This is a genomic window from Shimia aestuarii (genome assembly GCF_900114635.1).
In the GTDB taxonomy this organism is placed as follows: domain Bacteria; phylum Pseudomonadota; class Alphaproteobacteria; order Rhodobacterales; family Rhodobacteraceae; genus Shimia; species Shimia aestuarii.
Genome location: NZ_FOTQ01000008.1, coordinates 107372 through 125986 on the forward strand (window position 1 = coordinate 107372; position 18615 = coordinate 125986).

The following is an 18615-nucleotide window of genomic DNA, read 5'->3' on the forward strand; positions in this document are numbered from 1 at the left end:
AGGACGTCCAGCGGGTTAGCCGTGTGGGGACAAGCGCTTTAGAGGCCGCTTGAAAGGCGTTTGCAAATGCCTTGGCGCTAATCCTTGAGGACGCGCTTGGCCAGGGCGCGGGTGACGGGGCGTTTTTCGCTGAGCGAGAGCTGATCCAGCGCCGCGACCAGTTCCGTGACAGCGACAAAAGAGCGGTCCATGTGCTTGAGCAGGTAGGGGATGGTGTCCGGTGTCGGCACGAGCTGGCGGTCGGCGAACTGCTTGGCCAACACCGCCATCAGGAGCATGTCGTCGGGCTGATCCAGCGTCGCCACGGTGGTGCCCATCATGCGGCTTTTGAGATCGGGCAGCGTCAGCCCCCAGTGACCGGGTTCGCCTTCTCCGGTCAGCAACAGGGAGTGGCCTTCGGCCAGCACGAGATTGTGCAGGTGGAACAGGGCGGTCTGGGCCCCGGGATCATCGGCAATGGAGGGCACGTCCTCGACCGCGACGGGGCCGGTGGCGAGCGCGGGGATGGTTTCGGCCACAAGTGCGGATGCCGCGACGATGCGTGCGCCCGAAAGCGCGGCCCAGACATGGGTCAGGTGGGTTTTCCCCGCGCCGCTCGGGCCAGACAGGATCAGCTTGTTCCCCGCCCAGTTGGGCCAGCTTTCCACCAGCCCCAGCGCCATGGCATTGGCGGGGCTGACGAAGAAATCGTCACGCCCGAGTGCTGCCCGGACGGGCAGGTCGAATGGCAGTTGTTCAGCCATGGAGTCAGTCTTTGTCCTGTTGGTCGACGCTGAGGCCGAGATAGAGCCGGGACGTCATGTATTGGCCAGTGAAGAAACGTGCAAGAACCCCGATGGAGGCGGCCACGGGCACGGCAATCAGCATGCCGACAAAGCCGAACAACGCCCCGAAGACCGACAGGGCCAAGAGGAGCCAGACCGGGTGCAGGCCGACGGAACTTCCGACCAGCTTGGGGGTCAGCACGTTGCCTTCGATCACCTGGCCCACGGCAAAGATACCGGCAACAAGGCCGATCGAGAGCCAGTCGCCCCAGAACTGGAACAGGGCGAGGCCAATCGCCAATGCGCCGCCGATCAGGGCGCCGAGATAGGGGATGAAGGTCACGAGCCCGGCAATGAAGCCGACCACAAGGCCGAATTGCAACCCGACCACCATCAGCGCCACGGCATAGTAGGTGCCGAGGATCAGGCACACGGTGCCCATGCCGCGCACGAAAGAGGCCAGCGTCAGGTTGATGTCATGCGCCAGCAGACGGATGACCGGGGCATGATCGCGGGGCAGGAGGCGGTCGATCTCGGCCACCATATTGTCCCAGTCCAGCAGCAGATAGAAGGCGACCACGGGCACGATCACCAGCAGCATGACGATGTTGATCACCGAAAGCGCCGAGTTCAGGACTCCGGACAGCAACTCGCCGCCGCGCTCCTGCACCATGGCGCCCAACGAGGCGAGTGATTTGTGGATGACGGAATCGGGCTGGGACAGGCTGGGGAGTTTGGCGGCCACGAAGTTGCGCAAATCGCTGAACAGCTCGGGCATGACTTCGACGAGCGCGACGGCCTGATTGATCAGCGTCGGGACCACGGCGAGGATGGCAATCACGAAGGTCAACAGGCAGACAAGCGTGATGATCACGGTGGCCGTTGTGCGGGAGAACCCCATGTTTTCAAGGCGATCCGCAACCGGATCGAGGAAATAGGCAATGGCGCCGCCCAGGATGAAGGGCAGCATGATGTCGCCCAGATACCAGAGCGCAACGAAAAAGATAACAGCGGCCAAACTCCAGTATTTGAGCTGGTCGCGCACGGGCAAGGCCATGACTGTCCCCTGTTTGTTTGCATTGAATGTGACCAATCCGGCCGCAGATTCAAGGCCAGAGCGGTTAATCGGTTGAGTTAGATCCCGTGACAGGCCCGGTGATCGCCTCTGTTATGGCAGGGATGAACAGATCCAGCCCCGGCAGGGAGGGGTGGTTTTCATCGCTGAGCAGCAGTTTGCCGTCGCGGATCACGTCACAGGTGGTCGCGTCGCAGGAGAAATCGGCCGGATCGATCACGGTGATGGCGTTGTCGGGAAGGTCGGCGGCCGCGATGGCGCGGGCAAAGATCTCACGAAGGGGAGTTCCCAGCGCGTCTTCGTAGGCGCGGGGGAAACCTTCTTTTTCGGGCAGCGGGCTGCCCCACCACATCCGGGTTGCGTAGTAGCGTGGAATATCGACCAGCGGACGTGGCGCCGGCAGCACGAGGATCACCTGCCGCCCCTTGGAGATGCGCTGCAACTGGGCGGCAAACAGTTCGACAATGGCCTGTTCCCGCAGGCCGCGGGTGTTGGGGCCCGATGCGTCCAGCGGTCTGGCATAGACCCCGTCCTCGCCCACTTAGCCGAACATGTTTGGGCCGGTGTCGTTGAACATGTATTTCTTCCAATGTGCAAAAAGCACGATCCGGGTGATCTCGGGATGAGCGTCGAGATAGGTTTCCACGAGGTTATTGAACACCGGGCATTGCTGGGCGCGGGTCTGGCCGTGGATGATCAAGCCCGAGATCGGCATGCAGCTTGACAGGGTAAGCTGGCGGACGGAGTGGCCGCGTTTGGCAAGGTCATCGGCCAGCGGCTCGGCAAGGCGGGCGGCATGGCTGTCGCCCCAGACGGCAATGGTCTCTGGCTTGTCGGGCCCAAAGCGGCAGGAGGTCGAAAGGTCGACGCCGGGCACTTCGCTGCGCACATAGAGGCATTTGCGGTAGGTCGGACCCCAGGATTGGCGCATCGCGAGCACGTCCAGAACCTGGGGCGGCATCCGTTTCGGGTAGCCCTCGGTGACCTCGCCCCCGATGGCAATCAGCAGGATCGCCAACGCGCTGGCCATGAGCAGGCGCGGTTTGAACCGGGGCAGGGGGCCGGGGGTGCGGAACGGTTGTTCGACAAATCGCCAGCTGAGCGTCGCAAGGGCGATCATCAGGGCAAGGATCACAAGCAGCCCCCAGAGGGTTGCGGGCCAGAAGTTCGACGCCTTGAGCATGCTGATCACCGGCTGGTGCCAGAGATAGAGCGAATAGGAGATCAGACCCACAAATCGCATGGGCGGGTTGGCCAGCAGCGCGCGCAAAGGGGCTGATGCTTGCGGGGCCACGAGGATAAGAGCCGTGCCGACCACCGTTGGCAGCGTCCAGAGGCCCGGCCACGGAGCGGCGGGGGGCACGATCCAGAGCCCGGCAAGGATCAGGACCAGTCCAACGGCATAGAGAGGTGTGTGCAGGTCGGCGCGCAAGGGGCGGTTGCGCTCGGCCCAAGCGACCATGACCCCGGCCAGCAATTCCCACGCGCGGGTGTGCAGCAGGTAAAATGCCTCGGTCCGGTATTCGCCGCTTCTGGTGACGGCGAGCGCGAGGCTGATGGCGATCAGGCCAAGCAGCACCGGCGCGATCAGGCCGGTCCGCCAGCGCCACAGGAGCAGCAACAGCAGGGGGATGATGAGGTAGAATTGTTCCTCGATCCCGAGGCTCCACGTGTGGATCAGCGGGTCCAGCAGCGCGTCGGGGTTGAAATAGTCGATGCGGGTCAGGAACCAGATATTGGACAGCGACAAGAGCGCGGTCACGGCGGCCCCGCCCATGTAGCGATAGGGGTGGGGCATCAGGGTGAACCACCCCAGCACCATCACCGCAAGAACCATGACCACCAGCGCCGGCAGGATGCGTCTTGCGCGCCGGGTGTAGAAATTGCGGAAGCTGAACCGCCCCGCGGCAAGGTCATCAAGGATATTGCCGCCGATCAGGTAGCCCGAGATCACGAAGAACACGTCGACCCCGGCATACCCGCCCGACATCTGCTTGAGCCCGATATGGTAGAGCACCACCCCAAGGATGGCGATGGCGCGAAGCCCGTCGATATCGGTTCTGTATGCGCGTGCCATGATGGGGCTGCCTGTCTGTTTGTCGCCTTCTAGCATGGCTGCAGATCAAGGCAATGCCGCCTTGCGCTCGACAATCAGGCGCGGGGCGGCTAGCCCTTTGAGGATGACGCGTATCAACGAGTTTTTTTCCGACGAGTCGCCCGAAGGCCGAATGGCCGGGTCGGTCAGCGCGGCGGATACGCTGGCGCAGATCAACCGGATTGCCGAAGCGCGCACGGTCGAAATGGCCTGGCGCATCGGTATTGAGGCGCTGGGTGCGTTTGGGTTCGAGCGCGTGAACTATGGGTATACCCGCTACCGCGTCGGGGTGGGGATCGGTGATCCCGCGGATGCGTTTTTCCTGAGTACCCACGCGCTTGAGGCGATAAAGCACTATCACACCAGCGGGCTCTATCTCAGGAGCGCGGATTTTCGCTGGGTGCGCGAGAATGTCGGCGCCTGCAGTTGGGGCTGGGTGCGCGAAGAGCGCCGGGCCGGGCGGCTGAGCGCGGATGAATGTGCGGTCATGGACCAGCTCGGCAGCGGACGTCAACGCGCGGGATACACGGTCAGCTTCCCGGTCAACACGCCGCGCTCGAAGGGGGCAATGGCTCTTGCGGCGCGTGTGGGGGTGCGCCAGCAGGAGGTGGATGCGCATTGGCTCGCCCACGAGGACGGTTTGATGGCTTTGACGCATGTTCTGCATCTCAAGCTCAGCCAGATGCCCCTGCCGGTTGACCGGGCGCGGCTGACGGCGCGCCAGAGCGAAATTCTGGGCTGGATCGCGGATGGCAAGGCGATGGCGGATGTCTGTATCCTGACCGGGCTGTCGCGCAGCGCTGTAGAAAAACACCTGCGCGCGGCGCGCGACCGTCTGAACGTGGAAACCACCGCTCATGCCGTTGCGAAGGTCAGTTTCCTGAACCAGTTGTTCGTGCAGCACGAAACCGGGGCCTGAACGGGCCTTTATCGGACGGATGGGCCACTTTCTGCCAGTGCGGAAATCCGCAGTGGTTGAAATCCGGGAATGTTGACATACTTTTGGTATTCCGTGAGTCGAAGCCGGGCAGCCGGTTTCGGAGTAGCATGTGGTGAGGTCAATTGATCTGGCCGTTCCCGCCGCATTCGCGCTGTCCCTCTTTCCCCAGAAGGGGGGCAGCGCACCTTTCACCTCCCCAGGATGTATCTTCCGTCAAGGCGGCTCTTGTGCGAGCGGGCGCAAAGCCATAAACGACAGGGCGAATGAACCGTCCAAGTGTCGCAAGGAGTGCACATGCGCCTGTCCCGCTATTTCCTGCCCGTGCTCAAGGAAACCCCTGCCGAGGCCCAGATTGTCAGCCACCGCTACATGTTGCGCGCCGGCATGATCAAACAGGCCAGCGCCGGGATCTATTCGTGGCTGCCGCTGGGCTTCAAGGTGCTGCGCAAGCTGGAAAACATCGTGCACGAGGAACAAGTGCGCGCGGGCCATATCCCGATGCTGATGCCGACGCTGCAATCGGCGGACCTTTGGCGCGAGTCGGGGCGCTATGACGGCTATGGCGAAGAGATGCTGCGCATGCAGGACCGGCACGGGCGCGACATGCTGTTTTCGCCCACGGCTGAAGAGATGTTCACCGACGTGTTCCGCAGCCATGTGAAAAGCTACAAGGACTTGCCGCTGACCCTTTACCAAATCCAGTGGAAGTTCCGCGACGAGATCCGCCCGCGTTTCGGTGTGATGCGGGGGCGCGAGTTCCTGATGAAGGACGGCTATAACTTTGACCTGACCAAGGAAGACGCGCTGCACGCCTATAACCGCCACCTGGTGAGCTATCTGCGCACCTATGAGCGGATGGGGCTGCAGGCGATCCCGATGCGCGCGGATTCCGGGCCGATCGGCGGCGATTACACGCATGAATTTCTCGTGCTGGCCGAGACCGGCGAGAGCGAAGTGTTCTATGACGCAGAGATCACCGATCTGAAGTTCGGTAACCGAGAGATCGACTTTGACAGCGTGGAACAGTGCCAGGCGGTGCTCGAAGAGTTCACCAGCCGCTACGCCCGCACGGATGAGACCCATGACGAAGCCGTGTTCAACGCGCTGCCCGAAGAGCGCCGCCGCGTGGCGCGGGGGATCGAAGTGGGTCAGATCTTTTACTTCGGCACGCAGTATTCCGAGGCGCTGGGCGCGACGGTGCAGACGCCGGATGGCAGCAGCGTGCCGGTGCATATGGGCTCGCACGGTATCGGAGTTTCGCGTCTCTTGGGGGCGATCATCGAGGCCAGCCATGACGACAAGGGCATCATCTGGCCCGAGGGTGTGACGCCGTTCCATTGCGGGATCGTCAACCTCAAGCAGGGCGACGACGAGGCAGATGCGGCCTGTGAGGCGCTTTACAAGTCGCTGACCGCGCTGGGGCTGGAGCCGCTTTATGATGATCGCAACGAGCGGGCCGGGGGCAAGTTTGCCACCATGGACCTGATCGGCCTGCCTTGGCGGATCACGGTGGGGCCGCGTGGGTTGAAGAACGGGGTGGTAGAACTCACTTGTCGTCGTACCGGGGAAAGCGAAGAATTGCCGCCCGAGCAGGCGGTGGAGAAAGTGGCCGCGATCTACGCCGGTTTGTAAATTGTGCGCCCCGTTGGGGCGCGCAGGTTTTTGGGGCCGCCTGGCGGCCCCGTCCGCTTCCAGCGGGAGTATTTCTGGCAAAATGAAGTGAATGGGCCGCGCTTGACCATGGTCAGGTGCGCGCCTAGGGTCGCGCGCAACAAGAACCGGAGCAGACATGACCGCCCCTTTTGCCCCATTTGAGTGGATGATTGCCTGGCGTTACCTGCGCGCGCGGCGCGCCGAGGGCGGCGTGAGCGTGATGACGTGGATCAGCCTGATCGGCATTACTTTGGCGGTGTTTGCGTTGATCGCGACATTGTCCGTGCGCTCGGGGTTTCGGGCCGAATTTGTCGATACCATTCTGGGCGCCAACGCGCATGTGACGATCTATCAGAGCGGATTGGTCAGTGAAGGCGGCAAGGTCGATCGTTCGATTTCCGATTTTGACGGGATGGCCGAACGGTTGCGCGCGGTGCCCGGCGTGACGCGGGCCGCACCGCTGGTGAAGGGGCAGGTGATGGCCAACCTGCGCAACCGTAATGCCGGGGTGGAAGTTTTTGGAATCCGGGCGGAAAACCTTGCTGAGCTGCCGCGAATTGCCGACCCGGAGACCGGGGATGGCGACATTGCGCGGTTTGGCGAAGGCATTGCGATCGGCTCGGGCGTGGCGCGGGAACTGGGCGCCTCTGTGGGCGACCGGATCAAGATTATCTCGCCCAATGGCGTGAAAACGGCCTTTGGCACCTCGCCGCGGGTGAATGCCTATGAGGTGGTCTATATCTTCTCTGCCGGGCGCTATGATATCGATCGGACGCGGGTTTACCTGCCCTTCACCGAGGCGCAATCCTTTTTCAATCGTGATGGGGTGGCGGACGAAATTGAAGTGATGGTTGAAGTGCCGGAGGCGGTGGACCAGATGGCGGTGCCGCTGATGCGGGCGGCGGGCGAACGGGCGCTTGTCTGGACGTGGCGGGATGCCTCTGGCGGCTTTCTGAGGGCGCTGGAGGTCGAGGACAACGTGATGTTCATCATCCTGTCGATCCTTGTGCTGATCGCGACCATGAATATCGTCTCGGGGCTCATAATGTTGGTAAAGAACAAGGGGCGCGATATCGGCATCCTGCGCACCATGGGATTGACCGAAGGATCGGTGCTCAGAGTATTCTTTATTTGTGGGGCGTTTACGGGGCTTCTTGGAACCATTTTTGGCGTCATTCTGGGATGCCTTTTTGCGATCTACATCGACACGGTGTTCGGATTTGTAAACATGATGATGGGCGGCGGGACGTGGGATCCGGCCATACGAGGCATCTATCACCTGCCTGCGAAGCTCGAACTTGCCGACGTTTTGAGCGCGGTTTTCCTGTCGCTGGGCCTGTCTTTTGTGGTGACAATCTTTCCAGCACGGCGCGCGGCGCGGATGAACCCGGTGGAGGCGCTGCGCTATGAGTGATGTTGTGCTGTCTCTCAAAGGGATTACCAAGCGCTATAATAAGGGCTTGCCGGGCGAAGTGCAGGTGTTGCGCGGGGTGGATCTGCAACTGTCGTCGGGCGAGATGGTGGCGCTTGTGGCGCCGTCGGGGGCCGGGAAATCCACGCTTTTGCATATCGCGGGTTTGCTTGATCAGCCGGACGAAGGGGCGGTTGAAATTGGCGGCGAGGACCTGAGCGGGCGTTCGGACCGGCGGCGCACGGTGGCACGGCGGCGTGATGTGGGATTTGTCTATCAGTTCCACCACTTGCTGCCCGAGTTTAATGCGCTCGAAAACGTGGTTCTGCCGCAACTGGCCAATGGCGTGGCGGGCAATGAGGCCGAGAAACGGGCGATGGAACTGCTTGGGCGCGTCGGTGTGGCCGAGCGCGCGACGCATCGGCCTGCGGCCCTGTCGGGCGGCGAGCAGCAGCGCGTCGCCTTTTGTCGAGCTTTGGCCAATAAACCACGGGTTTTGCTGGCAGATGAGCCGACGGGTAACCTTGATCCCGGCACGTCCGACCAAGTGTTTGGCGCCTTGATGGAACTGGTGCGCGGTACGGGGCTCGCGGCGCTGATTGCAACGCATAACATGGAGCTGGCAGCGCGTATGGATCGTGTTTTGCGGCTTCAGGACGGGGTCCTGGTCGACGCCTAGGCCTGCTGCGTGAGCCAGACGCCGGCCGCCATGAGGCCGATCCCTCCGGCGCGGGCCAGTGAAAGCGGCGAGACCTGCGCGCCGAAGAGGCCGAAATGGTCGATTGCGGCGGCGGAAATCAACTGACCCAGAAGCACGAAGAAGACCGCGTTGCCGATGCCGAATTTCGGCGCGACCCATGTGATCGAAAGCACGTAAAACGCCACGAGGCAGCCGCCGAGGAACAGGTGTTTGGGGGCGGCGATGGCGCCCGCCATTCGCGGCAGTTGGCCGCTGGCCCCGGCAACGATGAGGGCCGACAGGAAGGCGACCACGAAGAGGATCACGCCCGCGGCCAAGGGCGAGCCGAGGCGCTGACCCAGCGCGGCGTTGAGGGCGGCGAGGACCGGGATGCCGATCCCGGCGGCCAGCATGGTGAGGGCGTAGGTGGTTGTCGGGGGCATCGGCGGGCTCGTCTCAGGAAGGCAGGAAGAAAGTGGCCGTCGCGGTGGCGACCAGTTTGTCAGACGGCATTGCGGTCATCGAGGCGCGGCAGAAGATCAGCGCCTTTCCTGCGCGCACGATCTCGGCGTCGCAACGGATCAGATCACCCGTGCCGGGTCGCAGAAACACGGTGTCCAGATTGGTGGTGGCCACCGGTTTGGGTTCGCCAAGGAACCCCATCGCGGCAAAAACCATTGACGTGTCAGCCATTGCCGCCAGCGCCTGGCCGGAAATGATGCCGCCGATCCGGGCCAGATCGTCGGTAATCGGCATGGTCAGGGTTGCACCTTGGGGCGAGATATCGGTTATGGTCAGGTCAAGCGCCTTGACCCATGGGGCAAAGGCGTGTTCGAGCACCGACTGGGCGTCGGCCGGGGTCATGGTCATGCGCGTCTCCAAGATGTTTCGCGGCGGCGTGTTGATGCCGAGAATGGCGGGCGCGGGCGGGGATGTCACGCGCTATGATCGGGATCAAGGTCGGTACAGCGGGAACATGAGACCCTGAGAAAGGGCGCAAGATGGGGAACAATGCCATGCGGGCAGGACTGACAGGATGGATCACGGCATTGGGCCTGCCGCTTTTGGTGGTGGCCTGTGGCATCAACGTGGCGCAGGGGCGCGGCGTATACGAGCGAAATTGCGTGCAATGTCACGGGGATACCGGATTGGGCGATGGGCCGTTTGCGGACAAGTTGCTGAAGCCGCCCACGGATCTGACGGTTCTGGCGCGCAATAATGGCGGCACGTTTCCGGCCATGTATGTGACCGAGATCATCGATGGGCATTCGCGGTCTGAAGATTTTAGCGGCGCGATGCCTGAATTTGGCCCCGGTTTGGGGGGAGAAGAGTTGCAGCTTGGTCCGTTGGTGGATTATCTCGAGACCCTCCAGCGGTGAGCCGAACGCAGTCAACAGGGGTATAGCTATGAAGAAACTGATTTTTTCGTTCCTGATCATGGGGATGTCCGGGGCCTGTATCGCGGGGGATGCTGAGGACGGGGCCGCGCTTTACATGGATCATTGCGCCACCTGTCACGGGATTGACCTGACCGGGCAGGGGCCGATGGCCGGGGTGATGGTGATCAAGCCGGCGGACCTGACCGCGCTCAGCGCAGGCAATGGCGGGGCGTTTCCGCTGGTCCGGGTGATCCAGCGCATTGACGGGCGCGATCCGCTGGTCAGCCATGGCAGCCCGATGCCGGTTTACGGCGACTTTTTCGAAGGGTTCGACGTGGCGATGAAGACCGATGCGGGTCAGCCGATCATGACCTCGAAGCCGGTCGCGGACCTCGTGGAATATCTCAAGAGCGTACAGAAATGAAATACTGGATGATGGCGGCCGCTCTGGGCGTCGGGGCGATGGCCTGTGCCGAGGCGGAAATGCCCGAAGCCCCTGAAGGGGAAGCGATTTTTGCCGAGAACTGCGCGCTGTGCCATGGCGCGGGTGGGCGCGGAGACGGAGCGATTGCCGCCGGGTTGCGCCCCCGGCCCAGCGATCTGACACAGATTTCCCGGAGGGCCGGGGGGGCATTTCCCGTGGCCGAGGTGTTGAGCCAGATCGACGGCTATGAGCGGGACGCGATTGCCGGAGTGGATATGCCGGAATTTGGCGCGCTTCTGGAGGGCGATCTTGTGCCGGTGGACACAGGTGACGGGGTGATGACGCCGACGCCGCGCCCGCTGGCGGCGCTGTTGGCCTATCTTGAGAGCATCCAGCGTTAGGAAAGCGCCCGTGCCGCGGCGGTGATGGCGGATTGCGTGCGCGCGAGATCGTCATCGGTGAGCGCGAGGCAGGGATAGGTTTTGCCGGGCGATTTGAAGATGCCGTTGGCGCGCAGGCTTGCATTATAGGCGGCGGCGCGTGCGGTGTTGGAGGATTGCACATCGCGGTAATCGCGCACCGGAGTCTCGGTGAAAACCACTTCGAACAGGGTGGGGTCTCCGACAATCTGGTAGGGGTGTCCGGAGGCATCCAGCGCGGTGCGGGTCATGGCCATGACCTCTTCCCCCCGCTGGCGCAGGGTGTCATAGGCCCCGTCGCGGCGCAGGATTTCCAGCGTTTTGAGCCCGGCCACGGCAGCGACCGGGTTGCCCGAGAGCGTCCCCAGCATCATCAGCCAATTCTCGGCACCGACCTTGGATTTGTCGAAATGGGCCATGATGTCGGCGCGCCCGGCGATGGCGGCAAGGGGCATGCCGCCGCCGATCACCTTGCCCAGCGTGCAGAGATCGGGGGTCGCGCCGTAAAGCGCCTGCGCGCCGCCATAGGCAAAGCGAAAGCCAGTGACGACCTCGTCAAAGATCAGCAGGCAGCCATGTTTGTCGGCCTCATCCCGCAGGGTTTGCAGGAAGCCGGGTTCGGGCGGGATGATGCGTTGCAGGGGTTCGACGATGATCGCGGCAACCTGTGGCCCGTATTCGGCAAGAAGCGAGCGTATATAGTCGATATCATTGAATGGCGCGATCAGCATGTGTTCCGCAACGGCGGCGGGGATGCCGGCGCTGTCGGGGATGGCCTGGGGGAAATTCGCGCGCTGTTCGGGGGCGAGGCTCATTTGCGCTTCGGCGGACATGCCATGGTAGCCGCCCTCGAACTTGATGATTCGGTCGCGCCCGGTGTAGGCGCGGGCAAGGCGCATGGCGTACATGTCGGCCTCGCCACCCGAGGCAAGAAAGCGGAGCTGTTCAGCGCAGGGCACGGCGGCGCAGATCTCTTCGGCAAGCTCGATGGCAAAGGGGTTGTTGGCAAAGAAGGTCATGCCATGAGGGAGTTGGGCGCAGATGGCGTCGATTACTTCGGGGGGATTGTGGCCCAGCAGCATCGGGCCGGAGCCGATCAGGTAGTCGACATAGGTGTTGCCGTCAGTATCGGTGACGCGGGCGCCGTGACCCGAAGCGATACAGATCGAAGGGTCGAAATTGCCTAACCCGCCTGCGGGAAAGACGGCGCGGGCGCGGGCGGCCCAATCGGTGTCGGAGGCAATCGGGTGCATGTCAGTCACTCCAAGATTAGGTCGGGCGCGCCAAGGGCCGCGCGGTCGGGGGTGATGCCCAAACCGGGGCCGCTGGGCGGCGCAATCTGGCCATTGTCACGGGTGGGCCCGTAGGGCGCGAGGCGTGGGGCCACATAGCCCGAGAGATCGCAGGTATTGAGCAGGCGCGCGGGTGGGGTGCTGGCCGCGAGATGCAGGAGCGCAGCGGTGGTGATGTCGGAGCCCCATGTGTCTTCGATGCAAAGTTTTGCGCCCAGATGCAGGCAAAGGTCGCGCGCGGCGCGGGTGGCGGAGAGGCCGCCGAACTTGGACAGCTTGAGGGCAACGGCGTCCATGATGCCAAGCCGGTGTGCCTCGAGCAGGGAGGCGGTGTCATGCGCGTTTTCGTCAAGTTTCATCGGCAGGTTTGTGGCGGCGCGCACGCGGGCGCAATCGGCCAACGTGGCGCAGGGCTGTTCAAGCATGATGTCGAGATGCGCCACGGCGCGGCCCACGCGCGTTGCCTCAAGCGAGGTCGCGCCACAGTTCCAGTCGCCATAGACCAGCGGGCCGGGGCCGACGGCGGCGCGGACCTTGGTCAGGCGTTCGACATCGGTTTGCCAGTCGCCCGATGCGCCGAGTTTGACCTGAAACTGTGTGATCCCAGTGGCTTGTGCTTCGCGCGCGATGGCGGCCATGTCGTCGGGCGCGATGCAGGTGATGGAGTGATAGAGCGGCATGCGCGCGGCCTGTTGCCCGCCGAGCAGGGCAAAGAGCGGCAGGTTTGCAGCCTGTCCGGTGAGATCCCAGAGCGCGATGTCGAGGGCGGATTTGGCATAGGCATGCCCCTGCAGATGGGCATTGGCGCGGGCCATGAGCGCTTCGGGTCCAATCGGGTTGGCACCGAGCAGGATCGGGGCCAGGTCGCTCAGCGCGGGCGCGGCGCCGCGCGCATAGGCGGGCAGGTAATGCGGGATCGGACAGACCTCGCCCCAACCGGTCAGCCCGGTGTCGGTGTCCAGTGCAAGGACCACGGTTTCGACCGTGTCACAGGTTTTGCCATCTGCCATGTAATAGGCCGCGTGGCTGGTCAGGGGCAGGTGCCAGAGCGAGATGCGGGTGAGTTTCATGGGCGCCACGCGTGGGGGCGTTGCCCCCACACCCCCGAAGTATTTCTGGCAAAATGAAGCATCAGGGCATCTCGTAGGTTGCGGTGGGAGGACCAAGCATGTCCTCGTCGGGATGCACGCCAAGGCCGGGGGTGTCCGGCAGGGTGAGGTGACCGTTGGTGGCGCGGGGGCCGCGGCCGGGGGCGATTTCGGCGGTAATCATGTCCTGACAGGCCCAGACCGCGCGGCAGTTTGCGTCGGGGATGGTGGCGGCGAGGTGCAGCGCCTCGGTGTCGGCCAGCACGGAGCCACCGGTGGCCATGACAAACATGTCCATGCCATGGGTCAGTGCGATGTCGCGCATGCGCACGGCCTTGGTCAGCCCGCCAACGCGGTTGAGCTTGATGCCGAAGACCTCGGCCAGTCCGTCGCGGGCGATGCGGGCGGCGTCTTGCAGGGTAACGAGGGATTCGTCGACCGAAACCGGCGCGCTGTGCAGGGGGCGCAGGGCGGCGATATCGTCCAGCGTTTCGCAGGGCTGTTCGAACATGACGTTCAGGTCCTCGGTGGCGGACATCACTCGCAGGGCCTGTTGGCGGGTCCAGCCGCGGTTGACGTCATAGAGGATGATCTCGTTTTCGGCGCGCAGGCTTTCCACATCGCGGATGCGGGCAATGTCGCGGGCCACGTCGCCGCCGATCTTGACCGAATGGGCGATATAGCCGCGCGCCCGGTAGCGGTCCATGACGGCGCGGGTGTCTTCGATGGTCTTGGCTCCGACGGAGGAGGCGATGGGGATTGGGCGGTTTGTGTGCGCGCCCACCAGGGCAGCAATGGAGAGGCCGGCGGCCTGTCCGGCGATATCCCAGCAGGCCATGTCGATGGGCGATTTGGCATAGAGATGCCCGGGCAGGGCAAGGTCCATGGCGCGCTCGACCGCAAGCAGGTGGCGCGGGTCAAGCCCGAGGATGAAGGGGGCCATGGTTTCGATCCCGGCGCGGATGCCGGGGCCGTGGGCGGGCACATAGGTGTGGCCCCATGGTGTGCCTTCGCCCCAGCCGACAAGCCCTTCGTCGGTTTCGAGTTTGACGAAGGTGGCATCGAGCGTTTCGAATTTCAGCCGTCCGCCCGAGAGCCAGTAGGGATGTTCCAGCGGCAGGTCGCGTTGATAGACGGTGATGCGGGTGAGTTTCATGGCACGGCGTTCCGGACGGGGGCCGGGACCTCCTGATTGGCTTGTGTCGGTCTCGGACTCATGCGCTCATCCTTGGCAGGCCGGTCAGCCCGGCGCCGCGCCAGAGTACCAGTGCCAGCACAGGGCTGTCCGTGGTGGTCATGGCGTGGCGTTGGTTGGAAAGATGATGGCGCGTGTCGCCGGGGCGCAGGGTTTCTGGAGGGCACCCCTCGGCCTCGAAGAGGGCTTTGCCTGCGATGATGTAGTAGAGTTCCTCGGCTTCGTGCTGGTGCCATGGATAGTAGAGATGCGCGCCCCAGTAGGCGATATAGGCGCGGATCGTGTCGGACTGGAAATGTCCTGTGGGCCCGACAAGCTCGAAATACCCATAGCGGGCGAGAAAATCTGCGCCGACCTCGTCCTTGGTATAGGTCTGTTGCCAGTCGGCGAAATCGCACACATCCCGGACCGCATCGCGCAGGGTCAGCGTGGCTTCGATATGACCATCGGCCCAGTCCCTGAGGATGTCGGCGGCGGGGACATGGCGGCGGGTGGGTTTGGTGTTGGGCAGGGCGAGGGGCCAGCCCGCGAAACCGAGCAGGGGCGGGGTCGCGGCCACGAGCATGGTCAGGGCGTGGTAAGCATTGGCAAAGGCGAGGGACGAGTCGGGTTGTGACATGGGAAAACCTTTGGGTCAGGGGATCACGACGATATTTCCGGTATGTTGCTTGGCGATGAAGGCGGCTTGGGCGGTGCGCAGGTCCTTGAGCGGGTAGGTGGCGGCCAGCGCCGGTTTGATTTCACCTGCCTCGATGTAGCGGATGATGTTCTGCATTACCTCGGGCGGGATCACGGTCGAGCCGGTGAAAGTGAGGTCGCGCAGGTAGAAGGTGCGCAGGTCCAACTCAACAAGCGGTCCGGCGATGGCGCCCGAGCAGGTGTAGCGCCCGCCGCGTTCAAGGATGTCGATCAGCTTTGGCCAATCGGGGCCGCCGACGATATCGGCGACCACGGTGATCTTTTCATTCGCGAGCGCGGCGCGCAGGTTTTCGGGTGCGCGGGGCAGGATGCGATCCGGTCCGAGTTGGGCGACCTCGGCGTGTTTCGTTTCCGAGGCCATGGCGATCACGCGCGCGCCGCGGCGTTTGGCAAGCTGCACCAGCGCGCCTCCAACGCCCCCCGAGGCGCCGGGGATTAGCACGGTGTCCGCCTTGGTCACGTTGGCGCGGGTGAGCATGCCTTCGGCGGTGGAATAGGAACAGGAAAAAGTGGCCAGTTCCGCGTCGCTGAGCGGGGAGGAGATGGCGAGGGCATTGCTGGCGGGGATGGTGGCATATTGCGCAAAGCCGCCATCGCGCTCGGAGCCGAAATAGCCGGTCTTGTCCTTGTTCTCCAGATCCTCGGGGTCGCGCAACCAGTTGTCGGTGAGGACACGTTCGCCGATGCGGGCCGGGTCAATACCGTCGCCCACGGCAACAATCCGGCCGCAGATATCGGCGCCCTGGATTCGCGGGAAGGTGAGCGGACGCCCTCCCCATGTCGGGTCGTCTTCATCGACCGCGTCAAAGGCGCCGCCGGTGGTCGCATCATCGACGGCCTTGGAGTACCAGCCCGACCTTGTGTTGACGTCGGTATTGTTGAGGCCGCAGGCGCCGACCTTGATCAGCACCTCGCCGGGGGCGGGGCTGGGGGTGGGCCAGTCCTCGCGCCAGTCATAAGCGTCAAGATCGCCGTGGCCGGTGAGGATCATGGCCTGCATGGTGGCGGGAACGGTCATTCGGCGGCCTCCTGCGTGGCGTCGGTTCGGGGAAGGAGGGAGCCTGGATCGTAGGCGGCTTGGACCAGGACACGGGCGGGGCGGGGCTGGCCCGCGATGATCACCGTGAGGTCGATGCCGGGGGTGGCAGCAGCGGGTTTGAGATAGGCAAAGGCGAGGATTTTGCCGACCGTGTGGCCATAGGCGACCGAGGCGGTGGAGCCGACCACGGTATCGCCCATGAGCACGGCTTCGCCGCCATGGCCATCATGTGTCCCGTCAGGATCAATCTCGAGATAGGTGCAGATCCATGGCAGGTTGGATTGGGCGCTGGTGCGGGTTGCTTCGGCCCCGAGGTAGTCCTTGTCGAGTTTCACGAAACGCATGACATTGGCTTCGGGCAGGGTGACTTCGTTGGTGAGTTCGCCTGCGCCGGGGAAGGCCTTTTCCATGCGCAGGGCGTTCATGGCGAAAGAGCCGTAATTGGCGATGCCGTGAGGCTGGCCCGCCTGCCAGAGCGCGTCATAGATCGCGGGGGCGGCGGCGTTGGGCGTGTGCAACTCCCAGCCCAGTTCCCCGGCATAGGACATGCGGAAGGCCCAGATTTTATGGCCCGCAACGGTGATTTCGCGGGCCGAGAGCCATCGGAAACCGGCGTTGGAGAGGTCGGCGTCGGTGCATTGCGAGAGCACGTCGCGGGACAGGGGGCCGTTCAGCGAAAGCGCCGACCAGTCGCTGGAAAGGCAGGTGATGGTGGCGTCGGCATCGCCTTGGTGGCGGTGCAGGTGGTCGAGCAGGCGTTGCTCAAAGAAGGCGGCGCAGACGAGATAGAAACGGTCTGCGGCCATGCGCACGATGGTGGTTTCAAGCTCGATCCGTCCGCGACGGTTGAGCATATGGGTCAGGGTGATCGAGCCGTCTTTTTGCGGCATGCGATTGGCGGTGAGACGGTCGAGCAGGGCGTAAGCGTCGGGGCCTTCCACAATGACCTTGGTAAAGGCGGTCACGTCCATGAGGCCGACCCGTTCACGCACGGCCTTGCATTCAAAAGCGACCATGTCGTGCACCACGTTGCGGGTGAAGCTGTAATGGTCACGCTGTTCCACGCCATTGCGGGCGAACCAACGGGGGCGCTCATGGCCATAGACCTCTTCATGTACGGCGCCCGCCTTTTTCAGCTGATCATGCAGGGGTGAGGGTTTCACGGGGCGTCCGGTGAGCCGGTTGAAATGCGGGAACGGAATCTCGTGGCGCAGGCAATAGTCTTCCTTGGCCTTGATCACCTGCCATTCGGGGGTGGCGTATTCTCCGAAGCGGCGTGGGTCGTAGTCGCGCATCGAGATGTCGGCGGCGCCATGCACCATCCAGCGGGCCAGTTCGCGGGTCAGCCCCGGCCCCCAGCCGATGCCGATCTGGGTGCCGCAGCAGCACCAGTAGTTTTCCACGCCGGGTGCGGGGCCGATCAGCGGGTTGCCGTCAGGCGGGTGCGAGATGGCGCCGTGCACATCGCGGGTTATGCCGAGATCGGCAAAGATCGGCATACGATCCAGCGCGTTTTCGAGCCATGGCATGACGCGGTCGTAATCGGCCTCGAACAGCCAGTTTTCATACTCCCACGGACACTCATCGAGCCAGACCGCGTTGGGATTGGCTTTCTCGTAGATGCCGATCAGGCCCTTTTTCTGTTCCATGCGGATATAGCCGGAGACCTTCTTGTCATCTCGGATGACGGGAAGTTCGGTGGGCAGGTCGCGGAATTCCGGCACTTCGTCGGTGACGAAATAGTGGTGCGTCATCGAGGTCATGGGCAGTTGCAGCCCTGACCAGTCGCCCATCTGGCGGGCATAGGTGCCGCCCGCATTGACCACGTGTTCGCATGTGATCGTGCCCTGATCGGTTTCGACCACCCATTCATGGCCGCGCTTTGTGATGTTGCTGGCGCGGCAGCGGCGGATGATGCGCACACCCTTGGCGCGGGCCCCTGCGGCCATGGCCATGGTGACGTTGGTCGGATCGACATGGCCGTCATCAGGGGTATGCAGCGCGCCCAGAACGCCGTCGAGATTGTAGAAGGGATGCAGTGCGCCGACGCGGTCGGGGCTGACCAGCTCGATATTGAAGCCAAGCGAACGGCCCACAGACAGGGTGTGACGCAGCCAGTCCATTTCATCTTCGGTATAAGCCAGCCGGAAGGACCCGCAGCCGTGCCATGTCACGGGCTGGCCGGTTTCCTGCTCCAGCCCGCCGGAATAGAGGCCGATATTGTAATCGACACATTTGCCGAGCGAGAAAGACGAGGTGGAATGCGTGATCTGGCCCGCGGCGTGCCACGTGGAGCCGGAGGTCAGTTCGGCCTTTTCCAGAAGCACCGTGTCGCCGCCCCAGCCTTCGTGGGCGAGGTGATAGGCGAGGCCGACGCCCATGACACCGCCGCCGACAATGACAACGCGGGCGTGGCTTGGAAGGGAAGATGAGGACATGAGGCCGACTCGCTCTGGCACGGTT

Annotated in this window: 17 protein-coding genes and 1 pseudogene; 7 read left to right on the top strand and 11 right to left on the bottom strand. The window is 63.6% G+C overall.

The features are described from left to right. Positions 1–77 precede the first annotated feature (77 nt). From BMZ35_RS16935 to BMZ35_RS16950, 3 genes and pseudogenes are all read right to left on the bottom strand, one after another. The gene (locus BMZ35_RS16935) at positions 78–743 is read right to left on the bottom strand and encodes an HdaA/DnaA family protein (RefSeq protein ID WP_093095406.1); all 666 of its coding nucleotides are present in this window, start codon (positions 741–743) and stop codon (positions 78–80) included. A 4-nt stretch (positions 744–747) separates the two neighbouring features. Beyond that, a complete protein-coding gene (locus BMZ35_RS16940) occupies positions 748–1821 on the bottom strand; it encodes an AI-2E family transporter (RefSeq protein WP_093095408.1) in 1074 nt (357 codons plus the stop codon). 64 nt (positions 1822–1885) lie between these two features. Beyond that, positions 1886–3952, bottom strand: a pseudogene (locus BMZ35_RS16950) (acyltransferase family protein). A gap of 67 nt (positions 3953–4019) precedes the next feature. Between BMZ35_RS16950 and BMZ35_RS16955 the strand changes: the two are divergent. The 4 genes from BMZ35_RS16955 to BMZ35_RS16970 all read left to right on the top strand — a co-directional run bounded on the left by BMZ35_RS16955 (position 4020) and on the right by BMZ35_RS16970 (position 8617). After that, the gene (locus BMZ35_RS16955; RefSeq protein ID WP_242654836.1) at positions 4020–4853 is read left to right on the top strand and encodes a helix-turn-helix transcriptional regulator; all 834 of its coding nucleotides are present in this window, start codon (positions 4020–4022) and stop codon (positions 4851–4853) included. A gap of 315 nt (positions 4854–5168) precedes the next feature. Next, positions 5169–6506 carry a proline--tRNA ligase gene (gene proS / locus BMZ35_RS16960; RefSeq protein WP_093095414.1) on the top strand — a complete coding sequence of 446 codons (1338 nt, stop codon included), beginning with the start codon at positions 5169–5171 and terminating at the stop codon, positions 6504–6506. Between the two features lie 157 nt (positions 6507–6663). Next, the gene (locus tag BMZ35_RS16965) at positions 6664–7941 is read left to right on the top strand and encodes a lipoprotein-releasing ABC transporter permease subunit (protein ID WP_093095417.1); all 1278 of its coding nucleotides are present in this window, start codon (positions 6664–6666) and stop codon (positions 7939–7941) included. Continuing rightward, the gene (locus BMZ35_RS16970) at positions 7934–8617 is read left to right on the top strand and encodes an ABC transporter ATP-binding protein (protein ID WP_093095421.1); all 684 of its coding nucleotides are present in this window, start codon (positions 7934–7936) and stop codon (positions 8615–8617) included. The genes BMZ35_RS16965 and BMZ35_RS16970 overlap by 8 nt, the downstream gene beginning before the upstream one ends. On the opposite strand, the gene BMZ35_RS16975 is transcribed toward BMZ35_RS16970, so the two are convergent. Both BMZ35_RS16975 and BMZ35_RS16980 read right to left on the bottom strand, forming a co-directional pair. Then, positions 8614–9060 carry a DMT family transporter gene (locus BMZ35_RS16975; protein ID WP_093095423.1) on the bottom strand — a complete coding sequence of 149 codons (447 nt, stop codon included), beginning with the start codon at positions 9058–9060 and terminating at the stop codon, positions 8614–8616. The genes BMZ35_RS16970 and BMZ35_RS16975 overlap by 4 nt on opposite strands. Before the next feature lie 13 nt (positions 9061–9073). Beyond that, positions 9074–9487: a PaaI family thioesterase gene (locus BMZ35_RS16980; RefSeq protein WP_341350642.1), complete on the bottom strand. Its 414-nt coding sequence runs from the start codon at positions 9485–9487 to the stop codon at positions 9074–9076. 146 nt (positions 9488–9633) lie between these two features. Here BMZ35_RS16980 and BMZ35_RS16985 point away from each other — a divergent pair, with 146 nt between their 5' ends. The 3 genes from BMZ35_RS16985 to BMZ35_RS16995 are packed head-to-tail and all read left to right on the top strand — an operon-like array spanning position 9634 to position 10821. Further along, positions 9634–9996 (top strand): c-type cytochrome, encoded by a 363-nt coding sequence (locus BMZ35_RS16985; protein WP_093095580.1) that lies wholly within the window; start codon positions 9634–9636, stop codon positions 9994–9996. Positions 9997–10024: 28 nt separating this feature from the next. Continuing rightward, positions 10025–10420: a cytochrome c gene (locus tag BMZ35_RS16990; protein WP_093095426.1), complete on the top strand. Its 396-nt coding sequence runs from the start codon at positions 10025–10027 to the stop codon at positions 10418–10420. After that, a complete protein-coding gene (locus BMZ35_RS16995) occupies positions 10417–10821 on the top strand; it encodes a c-type cytochrome (protein ID WP_093095427.1) in 405 nt (134 codons plus the stop codon). The genes BMZ35_RS16990 and BMZ35_RS16995 overlap by 4 nt, the downstream gene beginning before the upstream one ends. Here BMZ35_RS16995 and BMZ35_RS17000 read toward each other — a convergent pair. The 6 genes from BMZ35_RS17000 to BMZ35_RS17025 form a co-directional block, all read right to left on the bottom strand. Beyond that, positions 10818–12092, bottom strand: a complete 1275-nt coding sequence (locus tag BMZ35_RS17000) for an aspartate aminotransferase family protein (RefSeq protein WP_093095429.1) — start codon at positions 12090–12092, stop codon at positions 10818–10820. The genes BMZ35_RS16995 and BMZ35_RS17000 overlap by 4 nt on opposite strands. A 5-nt stretch (positions 12093–12097) precedes the next feature. Further along, on the bottom strand, positions 12098–13201 hold the full coding sequence (locus tag BMZ35_RS17005; protein ID WP_093095432.1) for a mandelate racemase/muconate lactonizing enzyme family protein: 1104 nt from the start codon (positions 13199–13201) through the stop codon (positions 12098–12100). Positions 13202–13262: 61 nt separating this feature from the next. Next, positions 13263–14375: a mandelate racemase/muconate lactonizing enzyme family protein gene (locus BMZ35_RS17010; RefSeq protein ID WP_093095436.1), complete on the bottom strand. Its 1113-nt coding sequence runs from the start codon at positions 14373–14375 to the stop codon at positions 13263–13265. A 58-nt stretch (positions 14376–14433) separates the two neighbouring features. Further along, complete coding sequence (locus BMZ35_RS17015; RefSeq protein ID WP_242654837.1) at positions 14434–15033, bottom strand: dimethylsulfonioproprionate lyase family protein; 600 nt, start codon at positions 15031–15033, stop codon at positions 14434–14436. Between the two features lie 15 nt (positions 15034–15048). After that, complete coding sequence (locus tag BMZ35_RS17020) at positions 15049–16131, bottom strand: alcohol dehydrogenase family protein (protein WP_165610111.1); 1083 nt, start codon at positions 16129–16131, stop codon at positions 15049–15051. Beyond that, positions 16128–18590 (bottom strand): FAD-dependent oxidoreductase, encoded by a 2463-nt coding sequence (locus BMZ35_RS17025; RefSeq protein ID WP_093095440.1) that lies wholly within the window; start codon positions 18588–18590, stop codon positions 16128–16130. The genes BMZ35_RS17020 and BMZ35_RS17025 overlap by 4 nt, the downstream gene beginning before the upstream one ends. Positions 18591–18615: the final 25 nt, after the last annotated feature.